The 13,760-nt window shown below is 48.5% G+C and carries 13 protein-coding genes; 3 read left to right on the forward strand and 10 right to left on the reverse strand.

Annotated features, from left to right (window positions below; all coding sequences use genetic code 11):
- Positions 1–21: 21 nt before the first annotated feature.
- A complete protein-coding gene (locus tag SOHN41_RS10430; protein WP_007648594.1) occupies positions 22–1,248 on the reverse strand; it encodes a nucleoside recognition domain-containing protein in 1,227 nt (408 codons plus the stop codon).
- Between the two features lie 223 nt (positions 1,249–1,471).
- Between SOHN41_RS10430 and rsmF the strand changes: the two genes are divergently transcribed.
- Positions 1,472–2,932: a 16S rRNA (cytosine(1407)-C(5))-methyltransferase RsmF gene (rsmF, locus tag SOHN41_RS10435; protein ID WP_007648596.1), complete on the forward strand. Its 1,461-nt coding sequence runs from the start codon at positions 1,472–1,474 to the stop codon at positions 2,930–2,932.
- Between the two features lie 257 nt (positions 2,933–3,189).
- On the opposite strand, the gene SOHN41_RS10440 is transcribed toward rsmF, so the two are convergent.
- The 9 genes from SOHN41_RS10440 to apbC all read right to left on the reverse strand — a co-directional run bounded on the left by SOHN41_RS10440 (position 3,190) and on the right by apbC (position 10,182).
- Positions 3,190–3,978, reverse strand: a complete 789-nt coding sequence (locus SOHN41_RS10440) for a TatD family hydrolase (protein ID WP_007648598.1) — start codon at positions 3,976–3,978, stop codon at positions 3,190–3,192.
- Positions 3,979–4,072: 94 nt separating this feature from the next.
- Entirely contained in the window at positions 4,073–4,399 is a 327-nt protein-coding gene (locus SOHN41_RS10445) for a PilZ domain-containing protein (RefSeq protein ID WP_007648600.1), read from the reverse strand.
- Positions 4,400–4,405: 6 nt separating this feature from the next.
- On the reverse strand, positions 4,406–5,362 hold the full coding sequence (holB, locus tag SOHN41_RS10450; protein WP_007648601.1) for a DNA polymerase III subunit delta': 957 nt from the start codon (positions 5,360–5,362) through the stop codon (positions 4,406–4,408).
- On the reverse strand, positions 5,356–5,985 hold the full coding sequence (gene tmk / locus SOHN41_RS10455) for a dTMP kinase (protein ID WP_007648602.1): 630 nt from the start codon (positions 5,983–5,985) through the stop codon (positions 5,356–5,358). The genes holB and tmk overlap by 7 nt, the downstream gene beginning before the upstream one ends.
- Complete coding sequence (gene mltG, locus SOHN41_RS10460) at positions 5,982–6,992, reverse strand: endolytic transglycosylase MltG (protein ID WP_007648603.1); 1,011 nt, start codon at positions 6,990–6,992, stop codon at positions 5,982–5,984. The genes tmk and mltG overlap by 4 nt, the downstream gene beginning before the upstream one ends.
- Complete coding sequence (gene pabC, locus SOHN41_RS10465) at positions 6,989–7,798, reverse strand: aminodeoxychorismate lyase (protein WP_037458811.1); 810 nt, start codon at positions 7,796–7,798, stop codon at positions 6,989–6,991. The genes mltG and pabC overlap by 4 nt, the downstream gene beginning before the upstream one ends.
- A 5-nt stretch (positions 7,799–7,803) precedes the next feature.
- Positions 7,804–8,385, reverse strand: a complete 582-nt coding sequence (gene dcd / locus SOHN41_RS10470) for a dCTP deaminase (protein ID WP_007648611.1) — start codon at positions 8,383–8,385, stop codon at positions 7,804–7,806.
- Between the two features lie 31 nt (positions 8,386–8,416).
- Positions 8,417–9,055: a uridine kinase gene (gene udk, locus SOHN41_RS10475; RefSeq protein ID WP_007648613.1), complete on the reverse strand. Its 639-nt coding sequence runs from the start codon at positions 9,053–9,055 to the stop codon at positions 8,417–8,419.
- An 11-nt stretch (positions 9,056–9,066) separates the two neighbouring features.
- The gene (gene apbC / locus SOHN41_RS10480; RefSeq protein WP_037458813.1) at positions 9,067–10,182 is read right to left on the reverse strand and encodes an iron-sulfur cluster carrier protein ApbC; all 1,116 of its coding nucleotides are present in this window, start codon (positions 10,180–10,182) and stop codon (positions 9,067–9,069) included.
- A gap of 160 nt (positions 10,183–10,342) precedes the next feature.
- Here apbC and metG point away from each other — a divergent pair, with 160 nt between their 5' ends.
- Positions 10,343–12,373, forward strand: coding sequence for a methionine--tRNA ligase (metG, locus tag SOHN41_RS10485; protein WP_037458809.1), 2,031 nt, complete (start codon positions 10,343–10,345; stop codon positions 12,371–12,373).
- A 225-nt stretch (positions 12,374–12,598) separates the two neighbouring features.
- The gene (locus SOHN41_RS10490) at positions 12,599–13,555 is read left to right on the forward strand and encodes an AEC family transporter (RefSeq protein WP_007648629.1); all 957 of its coding nucleotides are present in this window, start codon (positions 12,599–12,601) and stop codon (positions 13,553–13,555) included.
- Positions 13,556–13,760 lie beyond the last annotated feature (205 nt).

The raw sequence follows: 13,760 nt of genomic DNA on the forward strand, positions 1-13,760 counted from the left end.
ATTCGGCGTCCCTCAAATCATCTAGCCATAAAACCAATAGCAAACGGCAATAGCAGCACTGATCCCCGCAAAATCCGCAGTTAAACCACAGGCTAAGGCGTGGCGGCCGTGGCGAATACCCACTGAGCCAAAATACACGGCGAGAACATAGAAAGTAGTCTCAGTGCTCCCCTGAAAAATCGCCGCTAATCGGCCCGCAAAAGAATCGACGCCGTGGTGATCCATGGTCTCTAACATCATGGCCCTTGCGCCTGAGCCACTAAACGGTTTCATCAACGCGGTCGGCATAGCATCGACAAAACGGGTATCGAAACCCAATAAACGCACACCGCTGGCAATGAGTTGCAGCAAATAATCCAAGGCACCGGATGCGCGCAGTAATCCAATCGCCAATAGCATGGCTAACAGATAGGGGATCAGCTGAATCGACTGTGCAAATCCCGCCTTGGCGCCTTCAATAAACTCATCATACACTGCAACTTTGCGGATACCTGCCACCAGCACAAAGGCAAATACGAGCAAGAGTAACACTCCATTACCCATGGCCGTCGATACAGTACCAATCGCCTCGGCACTTAAGGTCATCAGATAAAAGCCACTCGCCACTCCCCCTGAGAGCATCAGCGCGCCGTAACCGAGCACCACAGAGTTCAATAACGAAATTCGCTGCACTAACGCCACAACCAACAAACCCGCCACTGTCGAGGCCGAGGTTGCCAGTAAAATCGGCAGAAAAATATCCGCAGGCGCTGCTGCACCTTGCTGGGCACGGTAAAGGAATACCGTCACAGGCACTAAGGTCACGGAGGAAGTATTGAGTACTAAGAATAAGATTTGCGCATTGGTCGCCACGGTTTTCACTGGATTTAAACTCTGCAAATCATGCATCGCCCTTAAACCAAGCGGCGTGGCAGCATTATCTAAGCCAAAGATATTCGCGGTTAAATTCATCGTGATGCTGCCAAAGGCGGGATGGCCCTTGGGCACTTCTGGCATCAAGCGACGTAATAAGGGTTCAAACACAAAGGCGATGGCGCCGACAACGCCAGCCTTCTCGCCCACCTGCATCAATCCCATCCACAGGGAAAGCACGCCAATCAGTCCAAGGGAAATTTCGGCGGCAAGCTTAGCACTCGCAAACAATGCTGCGACCGAAGCCGACAGGACTTCTATGTGTCCATTAAACAGTTGCACCGCTATTGCCAGCAATGCCGTGAGAAAAAAAGCCAACCACACGCGATTCAGCACGCTAATCCCCTTATTTTTATTTGCTTTTATTCTATTAGCCCATGGCTACTGAGTGCTAGCGTTATGGCGACTCATTCCAATATTGCAGAAAACGTCAGTGCATAAATCTTAAATCACCATAGTGACTTGAGCACTTGGGATAAAATCTCAGACCCAATAAGGGATTATGATATACTCGCGCCAGTTGATACACAGTCTATTTTCCTATGGTTCAATGAAATCAATGGTTCAATTAAATCAAAATTTTATCGATACAATCACCCAGGAACTCCCCGCCCATTTATCCATGGACGAGTTTATTGCCGCTTGTGACAGGCCGCTTAGACGTTCAATTCGGGTCAATACCTTAAAAATCAGCAGCGATGACTTTAAGACCCTGATGCAACCTAAGGGCTGGACGTTCGATCCTATTCCTTGGTGTGCAGACGGATTTTGGATCAGCTACGACGAAGAAGAACAACTCGGCAATGCCTTAGAGCATATTCAAGGCCTATTCTACATTCAAGAAGCCAGCTCTATGTTGCCGCCGACCGCACTTTTTACGCCTAGTGCATTTACGACTAGTGCAAAGTGGCAATCTGTACTCGATCTTGCCTCCGCGCCGGGTTCTAAAACCACGCAAATAGCCGCGTTAATGCACAATCAAGGCTTGCTTGTCGCCAATGAGTATTCGGCGAGCCGCGTAAAAGTATTGCACGCCAACGTGCTGCGCATGGGCGTGAGCCACTGCGCCCTCACCCATTTCGATGGACGTGTATTTGGCGAATACCTCTACGAAAGCTTCGATGCCGTGCTTATCGATGCGCCCTGTGGCGGCGAAGGCACAGTGCGTAAAGACGCCGATGCGCTAAAACACTGGAGCCTAGACGATGTGCTGGCGATTAGCGAAACCCAAAAAGCCTTAATCGAATCGGCGTTTCTCGCCCTGAAACCCGGTGGCAGTTTAGTCTATTCGACCTGCACCTTAAACCGCCTCGAAAACCAAGGCGTGTGCGAGTATTTAAAGCGAGTCTACGGTGATGCGGTGCAGTTCGAATCCTTAAGCGATTTATTTGATGGCGCTGAGCGAGCCACAACTACCGAAGGCTTCTTGCATGTCTGGCCGCAGATTTACGACAGTGAAGGTTTTTTCGTCGCTAAATTGACAAAAACCGCCTCAGTGCCGCGTTTACAACCTGAGCCCAAATTGCAGAAAAACTTCCCCTTTACGCCCGCTTCAGCAAAACAAGCCCAAGGGATCAAAGACTATTTTCAGCAGGATTTAGGCATCAGCTTACCGGACGACCTTATCATGGTGCGCGATGATGAATTCTGGCTGTTTCCGCATGAATTCAATGCCTTCATCGGCCGTATGCGTTTTCAACGCATCGGCATTAAACTCGCCGATAACAGTAAGCACGGTTTTAAAGTCCGCCATGAAGCGATTATTGCATTAGCGGGAAAACAGCTTAGTCCAACGGCAAAAACGGTCGATGTGAGCGATGTTGAAGCGAAAGAGTATTTAATGGGGCGAGATATTCCCTTGAATACCGCAGGCAAAGCACAGGGTGAAGTGATCGTCTGTTATGGCGGCGCGCCATTAGGCATGGCGAAACATTTGGGTAATAAGTTAAAAAACAACCTACCCAGAGACTTAGTGAAAGATAAAGTATTATTGCTACCAGAACAGACTAAATCGTTATAGCTCTGCTATTTTTTAGCGATAAATAACCTAAAAAAGGAGCAGGGGAACACGACTCTAGGGCAAAAGCTCAACTACACTGAGTCTATTGTAAAGCGCACTGCATGGCGCTTTCAACTGTAGCGCACGGCTCTTCAACGAGCCATTCCCCTAGGCCCAAACAGCTTTCATCGTTTTGGGCCTTTTTTTATGCCTGTGAATCTATACTTCTGTGTTGGCAATCATGCCACGGTATAAGGCGGGGGAAGGTTTTTTTGTTGCTAACGGCCGACTAAACGCGCCGCATCTTTGAATAAATTAAAGAAATTATTACTGGTGTACTCAGCCAGATCCTCATAACGCTCACCCCTAAGCTCGGCCACAAACTCTGCAACATCGCGCACATAGGCGGGTTGGTTTTCCTGTCCACGGTGTGGAATAGGCGCCAAATAGGGCGAGTCTGTTTCAACCAGCAGGCGATCCTGTGGCACTTTACGGATAACAGTGCGTAGATCACCGGCATTTTTAAAGGTGACTATGCCTGATACTGAAATGTAAAAACCAAGATCAATTGCCGCTTTCGCCATTTCCCAGTTTTCAGTAAAACAATGCAGTACACCACCGACGTTATCCGCACTGCCCTGCTTAAGCATAGCGATAGTATCTTCACGGGCATCGCGGGTATGGACAATTAAAGGTTTATTCACTTCTACCGCAAGGGCTATCTGCTGCTCAAAGCATTGCTGTTGCAGCAACTTAGTTTCATCGGCATAGAAGTAATCTAGGCCCGTTTCACCAATCGCGACCACCTTAGCGTCGGTTGCAAAACGGCGGATTTGCTCAACATCCAGACCTTCTTTAACGTCTAATGGGTGCACTCCCGATGATAAAAAGACCTGCTCAAAGGCTGCGACCTTATCACGCATGGATTCAAACCCTTGCTGGCGTACATTTACACATAACATATAGTCAACGCCACGGGCCTTAGCATTGGCGAGGAGCTGTTCAAGGGTTTGTTGATCGGGCGCCGCTTTTAAGCGATCGAGATGGCAGTGTGAATCAATAAGCACAGCAATTTCCAAGCAGAGAAACAAAAGGACGACAAGGATACCCAGCCAAAGGATCGAGGTCAAACACCTAACACGCCCGCAAGCAAACCAGCAATTACATAGTGCAGGTTAAATCGCCGGAGGCAAGCTCACGGGAAAGTAGCTTCTCAATATGGTGTTTATGACTGTCGGGCTCAGAGATAATCTTAATACCGATGCCGACGGGGCGGCCACCTGAAGCACCTAAGGGATTGATCCAAACCACAACACCACGAAACTCATTGGTGGTCGTCGCCCCAGGCAGACGATAGGCAATTGTCAGTGGTTGACCTAGATAGTGACTCTCACTGGTTGTGACAAATAAACCCGCGGGCTTAATAAAAGGCATATAAGCGCGGTACAACTGATGTAAAGTATCAAAATTAACGACGAGATCTACCATGGCATGCTACTTATTTGTTATTTCTCTATATTCTAAGACATAACTTTGACACAAGCCCAAATAATTGACGGTCGGCATTGTACTTAAGCTATGACACATTCCCATGATCTTTGCCGCCAAACTCCCTATTTGCGCCTGAATAAACGCATCTTGGTGGCTGTTCTTCAATAAAATTTGTCGTAAAAGCAGGTATAAAACCTTAAGTGCATCAATTATTTGTTGTTCACTAATTGTTAACAAACTAGCACACAGATGACCAGACGACAAACTTTGCCCCCAATCTTTGCGAAATTGGAGCAAAACTTGGTAGCGACTCGGTTGTGTGCCCTCAGCAAGCAAACTCTCGGCCAATTGTAATGGGCCACCCACCACACTTAAGCACCAAGTCACATCTTCTTGGATCTGACAGTGCTGAATTAACCAGTTTTTGATCAACGTCTTAGACGGCGCAACAAAGGGAAGCCGCTGACAGCGACTGCTGATCGTCGCCATCAAACGTGCCGGAGTGTCCGACTGCAATATTAACAGTGTCGCTTTGCCAGGCTCTTCGAGGGTTTTAAGTAAGGCGTTTGCAGCGGCAGAGTTAAGGCGCTCACTGTGGTGAATAATGGCGACTCGTCGACCACTTTGCTGCGCCGTCGCGGTGAGCCGCATACAAAGCTCACGAATTTGATCGACTTTAATTTGATGACCATCGGCTTCAATTTGATAGAAATCTGGGTGATTCCCCGCATCGAATAATTGACACGACTTGCATAGACCACAGGCTCCCACCGCCTTAGGTTGCAGGCACATGGCGGCGCGGGCCATAAACACACTCAGTAACTCCCCACCATAGGCAGAATCTATCCCTACCAGCTGAGCATGTGGTATTTGGTGAGATTGTAACTGTGTTAAAAATGCCTGCCTTGGCACATCGAGCCAAGGTAGGGTTAACACATCAAAGCCGTTATTGGCTACCATGCCATTGCCTGTAACACGGCCAAGATATCCTTATGCACTTCGGCCATAGTTTGACTGGCATCAATAACGATGATGCTGTCATCTTCACTGGCAAGTCTAAGGTAAGTTGCCCGAGCCCTCTCAAAAAAATCGATCGCTTGCTGCTCGATTCTATCGAGTTCTCCCCGCTTAGCTGCACGCATAAGCCCAAGCTTTGGATCTAAATCTAAGTAAAGTGTCAGATCTGGCTTAAAGCCTTTAAGGGTCGCGTTGCTCACGGCTTCGACTAAGGGCATTAAGCCACGCCCCCCACCTTGGTAGGCTAAGGATGACAGATTGTGCCTATCCCCTAATACCCACTTTCCCTGCGCAAGGGCAGGTTTGATCACATTGGCCACTAACTGGGCTCTGGCAGCGTAGATCAATAAACATTCAGACTCATCACACAGGGGATCGCTTGGATCGGCAATCTTGACTAAATCACGAATGCGTTCGGCCAGTGGCGTGCCTCCCGGCTCGCGGGTACAAACAGGGGCAAGGCCTGTGTGTTTCTCGATAAAATCACGAATAAGGGCGATTGCACTCGATTTACCTGCGCCTTCAAGTCCTTCAACAACAATAAATTTGGCGGATGCTTGGGTCATTTTTTCTTTCTCTGATAAATATCGACGGCGCGGTTATGCTCCTCTAAGGTGCTCGAAAACACGTGAGTTCCGTCATTACGCGACACAAAATATAAATAACTCACCTTAGCGGGTTTAGACACGGCAAGTAAGGACGCTTTACTGGGCGCAGCAATCGGTGTTGGCGGCAAACCGAAAATACGATAAGTATTGAAAGCGGTATCTTCGACTAAATCTTTACGGGTGATATTGCCCTTAAAGCGATCCCCCATACCATAAATGACCGTAGGATCCGTTTGTAGACGCATACCTAAGTTAAGCCGATTGATAAATACGCCAGCAATTTGCTCACGCTCATGGGCTTGACCCGTTTCTTTCTCGACAATCGAGGCTAAGATCAGCATCTCATAGGGGGACTTTAGTGGCAGTCCATCCGTTCGCTCGGCCCAAGCTTTAGCTAACTCCTGTGCCATCATCTGATGACTTTGGGTCAACAATACTTTAGCATCCGCCTCTGCGGTGTAATGGTAGGTATCGGGAAAGAATTTTCCTTCAGGTAAACCTGAGTCATCACCCTGCTCTATCAATACGGCCGCAAAAACCTCTGGGGGTATTTGCAAATGTGGCGCAGCTTTAAGCTGTTGTTCCCATTCGGTAATGGTTTTCCCTTCGACCAGAGTCAGACTAAAGGTTTTAACCTTACCTGCGGCTAAATCATTGAGTAAATCGATAATGGTCTGTGATGGTGACATCTCATACAGGCCAGTGCGGATTTTTGCCAATTCAGGGCGAAACCTGAGTAACCACTTGAGTTTCCACGTTGTCTGGATCACCCCGTCGGCCTCCAACTGTAAGGCCAACTGACTCACGCTCGTTCCACGGGCGATGGTGAGTTCTTTGGGTTCAGTTAAGCCCAGTGGGGTTTGGCTGTAATCGATAATGGTTTGGTAACCCCAATAGCCAACCAAACAAGCTAAGGTCAGCAAGGTCAACAACGTAGAACTTGCGATCAGGATGAGTTTTTTCATAGTGTGAGTGAAAGTGTTTGTCTAAGACGTGCGGTAATGGGAGTTCGAGTGAGTTTAAGCGCATCGATCGCCATCACATCCACAACTCCTAAGACGCTGTTAGTAATAAACGCCGAATCAAATTCCACTAACTGCTCGGCGTCAAAGGGCAAACTATCGATATTCATCTGCTGCGCAAGTAAGGCTAGCATAACTTGCTCACGCATCACACCTGCGACACCACAGAGGTCAAGTGACGGCGTGACCACCTGATTACCCTTAATAAAAAAGATGTTAGCCATTGAAGACTCAATCACCTTCCCCATACAATCGAGCACTAACCAATCCTCAAAGCCCTTGGGCAACGGCTGGGATCTGATCAACACTTGCTCGAGGCGATTAAGGTGCTTTATCCCCGCAAGCAAGGGCTGATGACCTAAACACACTGGGGAGGTTTTAAGGCGAATGCCCTTCTGCTGCCAATCGACATAATGGGCCGGAATAGGATGAATCGAGACCACTTCGGTCGCCTGAACCGGCTCCGGTGGCGCGTAACCTCTGCCACCCACGCCTCGAGTGATAAGTAGCTTGATGCAGTGGTGTGGATACTGCTTCGCTAAAGTAACAAGCTGTTGACGAAGGACCGGACTCATCTGCCAGTCAAACCCTAACCTTGCGGCACCCACGGTCAATCTCGCTTGGTGAGCCTCGAAAAACAAAATACCATCAACACCCGTTCGCATGGTTGCAAATAGGCCATCACCGTAGGCAAGCCCCCTGTCCATAGGTGCAATGCTTGCCTGTGATACCCCATTAACCCAAATCAAGGGCATTAGTCCTGACTGATACGGCTAGCCACCGCTTCTTGCTGATCTTTATATTTGGCACTCTTACGGGTGTTATAGGGACGTGCAACCGCATGATTTAGGCGTTCAAAGTTTAGCGCGCCTATGGTCATCCGAGGACGCAGCGCCAAAGGCAACTTACCACTGTTGTAAAATTCGAGCACAATTTTACCCTGCCAACCCGGATCGATACGGTGCGCCGTCACGTGCACCATTAAACCTAAACGGGCCAGTGATGAGCGGCCATCGAGCCAACCGACGATATCGGCGGGCAGAGTTACGCTCTCATAGGTCACGGCTAAGGCCAACTCTCCAGGATGCAGGAAGAAGGCTTCACCATCGGGGATTTCGATAATTTCACTCATCACCCGATCGAGTGCCGCTTGCACTTCAACACTTGGACCACTCAAGTCAATAAAAGGCGCAGTATGATCCTTAAAGACGCGAAATTGTCCACCTAAGCGCACATCCACACTGACGCCAGAAATCGCATCTGTGCTCGGGCGAGGTTCTATAACGATAGTGCCGTTATCAAGGGCCTGTTCAATTTCGATATCGGTTAAGCGCATCTTACCTATTACTCCCTGAGTTTTTATGTCGTTATTTTGCCAGTAGATGTTGAATACGAGTCTTTAAAATATCGGTCGCAATACGGTTTTTGCCGCCGCGCGGTACGATAATATCAGCGTATTGTTTTGAAGGTTCAATAAATTGCAGGAACATAGGACGCACGGTTTTCTTATACTGAGAAATCACCGATTCCATAGTACGGCCGCGCTCGGCCACATCACGGGTTAAACGACGTAGGAAACATATGTCCAGTGGCGTGTCCATAAACACGCTGGCATCCATCAATGCGCGCAATTTAGGATCGGTCAGCAGCAGAATGCCCTCTAAAATGATCACTTTTTTAGGTGTCATTGTCACTGTTTCAGCCGTACGAGTATGTTCGGTATAGCTATAACAAGGGATATCAACCGCTTCGCCAGACTTGAGCAGTTGTAAATGAGTACATAGCAGTTGGTGGTCTAGCGCTTTTGGATGATCGTAATTGGTTAATACCCTCTCATCCATGGATAAATGACTCTGATCGCGGTAGTACGCATCTTCATTAATTACCCCTATTTGATCTGTGCCTAAATCGCGGCGAAGTTCGTCAAAAATCGTCTTGGCAATTAAACTCTTGCCCGATGCTGACGCGCCAGCAATTGCAATAATGACACACTGCTGAGAATTCATACCCTTAAACCTTACTCATCATCTGATATGCTAATAGAAACTGATTTTTGGCTCTGTTTGAGTGCCAATTCGGCGCCCACTTTACGGGCGATTTCCCGGTAAAGCGCCGCGACTTCACTGTCGGGGGCAGCTACCACTGTCGGAGCACCCATATCCATGGCTTCACGGATATTGATATGCAGCGGCAAGGCGCCTAATAGTGGTACTTGGTAACGCTCAGCGATTTTACTGCCACCGTGCGTACCAAATGGATGTTCTTTATGACCACACTCGGGACATAAATGGAAACTCATGTTTTCGACGATACCCAGCACAGGAATGTTCACTTTCTGGAACATAGTGATGCCTTTCTTGGCATCGGCTAGAGCGATGTCCTGCGGCGTCGTCACAATCACAGCACCGCTAACGGGCACTTTTTGTGACAGGGTTAATTGAATATCCCCAGTGCCAGGTGGCATATCGACCACTAAGTAATCCAGCTCTGGCCATTGTGTTTCGTTCAACAGCTGGGCCAGTGCGCCCGCAGCCATAGGACCACGCCAAACAGCCGCTTCATCGCCACTTAGCATAAAACCTATCGACTGGGCGGCAATACCGTGGGCACTAGCGGCGGTCATATGTTTGCCATCGGGGGAAACGGGCCTGAAGTTGGGGATCCCCAGCATTAAGGGAACTGACGGACCATAAATATCGGCATCTAAGATCCCAACCTGCGCGCCCTCAGCGGCCAGCGCTAAGGCAAGGTTAACCGCCGTGGTTGATTTACCCACACCGCCCTTACCGGAAGCAACTGCAATCACTTGCTTCACATTGGCAATCGGTGCGATAGAAGATAATGCTGAGTACACTTTAGGTTGAAAATCGATTTCACATTCGACTTCATCGATAGCATCGAGTACTGCTAATTTGTTGGTCAGCGCCATCACAGTATCACGATATTGGGTCATACAAGGGTAAGGATAGACTAAGCCAAGCTGCAAACGCTTACCTTCTATCGCCAATTTATTCACGCATCCTGCGCTCACTAACCCTTTACCTAAATACGGGTCGATATATGCATCGAGAATGGCCAAAACGGGCCCGAGAAGATCGTCACTTAAACGATAATCAGTTTGAGTTGAAGACAAAAGCATTACCCCCACCAATAAATTTGCCCAAGTGTACCAGATAATGACAAAAACATTAGCGCAGATTTAGCTCAATTGACTCAGGTTTTGATGAAAATCATCCTGTAATCGGTTAGTATCTCTACCATTATTTTTGGCCCACCACGATATTTGAGACAAGATGGCAACTTCACAACGTAAAATTCTCGTGACCAGCGCACTTCCCTACGCGAACGGACCGATTCATTTAGGTCACATGCTGGAATACATCCAGACGGATATCTGGTCGCGTTATCAAAAACTTCGTGGACATGAGTGCCACTATATTTGTGCCGATGACGCCCACGGCACGCCGATCATGCTCAAGGCGCAACAATTAGGCATGGCGCCAGAAGAAATGATCGCCCAGGTCAACAAAGAGCACCAGCAGGATTTCGCCGATTTTAATATCGCCTTCGATAATTACCACAGCACCCACAGTGACGAAAACCGCGTACTGGCGAGCGATATCTATTTAAAACTACGGGCTAATGGTTATATCAAGAGCAAGAGTATTTCTCAGCTGTTCGATCCTGAAAAATCCATGTTCCTGCCAGACCGCTTCGTAAAAGGCACTTGCCCTAAGTGTAAATCGCCCGATCAATACGGCGATAACTGCGATGCCTGCGGCGCGACCTACAGCCCAACTGAGCTGATCAATCCTAAATCGGCGGTGTCAGGTGCTACGCCAGTGATGAAAGACACTGAGCACTTTTTCTTCGATCTGCCTGCATTTGAAGGCATGTTAAAAGAGTGGACTCGTTCGGGCGCCCTGCAAACCGAAATGGCCAATAAACTCGACGAATGGTTTGAACAAGGTTTGCAGCAATGGGATATCACCCGTGATGCACCTTATTTTGGCTTTGAAATTCCCGATGCCCCGGGCAAATATTTCTACGTGTGGTTAGATGCACCTATCGGCTACATGGGCTCATTCAAAAACCTCTGTGATAAACGTCCAGAGTTGAGCTTCGACGAATTTTGGGCGAAGGATTCTAAGGCCGAGGTTTACCACTTTATTGGTAAAGATATCGTTTACTTCCACAGCCTATTCTGGCCAGCCATGCTGCACGGCTCGGGCTATCGCCAGCCAAACAGCGTCTATGCCCACGGTTATGTCACGGTCAACGGCGCTAAGATGTCTAAATCTAAGGGTACCTTCATCAAGGCGCGCACTTACTTAGATCACTTAGACCCCGAATATTTACGTTACTACTACGCCGCTAAACTGAGCAGCCGAATCGACGATTTAGATTTAAATCTAGAGGATTTCGCCCAGCGTGTGAACTCAGATTTAGTCGGTAAGCTAGTGAACTTAGCCTCGCGCACCGCAGGTTTTATCACTAAGCGTTTCGAGGGTAAGCTAGCCAAGATTGCTGACACCACACTCACGGACGCATTTTTAGCCAAACAAGAGCAAATTGCCGAGTTCTATGAAACCCGCGAATACGGTAAAGCGATGCGTGAAATCATGGCCCTTGCCGATATCGCCAACGGTTTTGTCGCCGATGCTGCGCCTTGGCAAATGGTGAAACACGATGATCAACAGGAAGCGGCGCACCAAGTGTGCTCGAACGCCCTGAACCTGTTCCGTATTCTGGTGACTTATTTAAAACCCGTACTGCCGCGTTTAGCACAGGACGTCGAAGCCTTCTTCCAACAGACCTTGACTTGGGATGCGTTGAGCCAAGATATGGCGGGACACGAAATTGCACCATTTAAAGCCATGATGCAACGTGTTGAATTAGACAAGGTTAACGCTATGGTTGCCGACTCTAAGGAAAACCTGCAAGCCACGACCGAGCCAGAAGCGCCTAAGGGCCCACTGGCGACCGATCCGATTAGCGATACCATCAACTTTGAAGATTTCGCCAAGATCGATCTACGCATCGCACGTATCGTTAAGGCCGAGCATGTGGCCGAAGCCGACAAACTGTTAAAACTGCAACTCGATATCGGCGGCGAAACCCGCCAGGTATTTGCGGGCATCAAATCGGCCTATTCGCCAGAAGAGCTCGAAGGCAAGCTGACCGTGATGGTGGCGAACTTAGCGCCACGTAAGATGCGCTTTGGCATGTCAGAAGGCATGGTATTGGCAGCAGGCCCTGGTGGCAGCGATCTGTGGATTTTAGAACCCCATGAAGGCGCACAGCCTGGCATGCGGGTTAAGTAATCTACGCTAAATACGAGTCAAGCTACTGGTAAATCGATATAAGGCCGCATTCAATGCGGCCTTATTTGTTGGTAAAACATCCCGTTACGCTTTTCCAGGGAGTGTAACCTGATGTGGTCTCGACAAGCGGCTCACAGTGCGACACTATCGCGGCCGTGGCTTAGCTGCACTGATTAAATTGTACTGATTCAGCGGCAACACTATGGAATTTTCCGAGGAGAAGTTATGGGCAATATCATTGAGCAGTTGTTGTTTTCTGCCTCGATAACCGGTCCCATCTGTTTAATGTTAGCCCTAGGCGTCATGCTTAAACGCACCCAAGTGATTGACGAGCACTTTATTGATGTCGCCTCTAAGCTGGTTTTTAATGTCACGCTACCCGCGCTATTGTTTCTGAGCATTATTAGCTCACATCACGATCTTGCCGCCAGTGCGCCGTTAATTGGCTATGGTTTATTGGCCAACTTGCTGTTTTTTATCCTCTCGACCTACGCAACCAAACGACTGTTTCCTGAGCCACAAGACCAAGGCGTGATCATTCAGGGAGGATTTAGGGCCAATACCGCGATTATCGGCTTAGCCTATGTCTCTAATGCCTATGGCGAATCGGGTGTTGCCTTAGCGGCCGTTTATGTGGCTTCCATGACGCTGCTCTATAACATTCAAGCCGTGATTTGTTTAAGCCCGCGGGGAGAGGAATCCAGCCACCGCGCCTTTGCGGTGATCATTAAAACCATCACCAAAAACCCGCTGATCATTGCCATTCTGCTCGGCATGCTGTTTTATTTACTCGCGATCCCCGTACCTAAGATGGTACTCGATGCGGGCCAATACTTTGCTAATATGACCCTTCCCTTAGCGCTGCTGTGCACTGGCGGCTCGCTCGATATTGGCTCACTCAAACATGAAAAGTATTCCACTTGGTTCTCGACCGCATTAAAACTGATCTTTGCCCCGCTGTTTATCACCTTAGGTGCCTTGATACTTGGCTATCGCGGCGTGGAACTCGCCTTAGTGTTTTTAATGAGTGCGGCGCCTACCGCAGCAGCGAGTTATGTGATGGCACGAGCTATGGGTGGCAATGCTACCCTTGCAGCCAATATTATCGCCCTCACCACAGTCTGTTCTCTGCTCACTTGCACCTTGGGCATTTTTATCCTGTCGACCTTAGGGCTGATTTAAATGAGCTAATTTAAATAAGGAAAAGGCGAGCATAGCTCGCCTTTAAATTTAATGATGACCCGTCCTAAATAGCGTTGACACTTTTCAATCTTTATTTGGAGAGTGTAATGAAATCAACAACCAAACGAACTCAACGGGATTATTCCCTCGCTTTTAAATTGGCCGTGGTCGACCAAGTCGAAAAAGGCGAGTTCAGTTACAAACA

Source organism: Shewanella sp. HN-41 (genome assembly GCF_000217915.1).
Classification (GTDB): Bacteria; Pseudomonadota; Gammaproteobacteria; order Enterobacterales; family Shewanellaceae; genus Shewanella.

Excerpts from the sequence above, each read along its gene's own strand:
- mltG (WP_007648603.1), bottom strand. The coding sequence starts at position 6,992 with ATGAAAAAACTCATCCTGATCGCAAGTTCTACGTTGTTGACCTTGCTG.
- metG (WP_037458809.1), top strand. The coding sequence starts at position 10,343 with ATGGCAACTTCACAACGTAAAATTCTCGTGACCAGCGCACTTCCCTAC.
- udk (WP_007648613.1), bottom strand. The coding sequence starts at position 9,055 with ATGAATTCTCAGCAGTGTGTCATTATTGCAATTGCTGGCGCGTCAGCA.
- dcd (WP_007648611.1), bottom strand. The coding sequence starts at position 8,385 with ATGCGCTTAACCGATATCGAAATTGAACAGGCCCTTGATAACGGCACT.
- tmk (WP_007648602.1), bottom strand. The coding sequence starts at position 5,985 with ATGACCCAAGCATCCGCCAAATTTATTGTTGTTGAAGGACTTGAAGGC.
- holB (WP_007648601.1), bottom strand. The coding sequence starts at position 5,362 with ATGGTAGCCAATAACGGCTTTGATGTGTTAACCCTACCTTGGCTCGAT.
- rsmF (WP_007648596.1), top strand. The coding sequence starts at position 1,472 with ATGGTTCAATTAAATCAAAATTTTATCGATACAATCACCCAGGAACTC.
- SOHN41_RS10490 (WP_007648629.1), top strand. The coding sequence starts at position 12,599 with ATGGGCAATATCATTGAGCAGTTGTTGTTTTCTGCCTCGATAACCGGT.
- SOHN41_RS10445 (WP_007648600.1), bottom strand. The coding sequence starts at position 4,399 with ATGGTAGATCTCGTCGTTAATTTTGATACTTTACATCAGTTGTACCGC.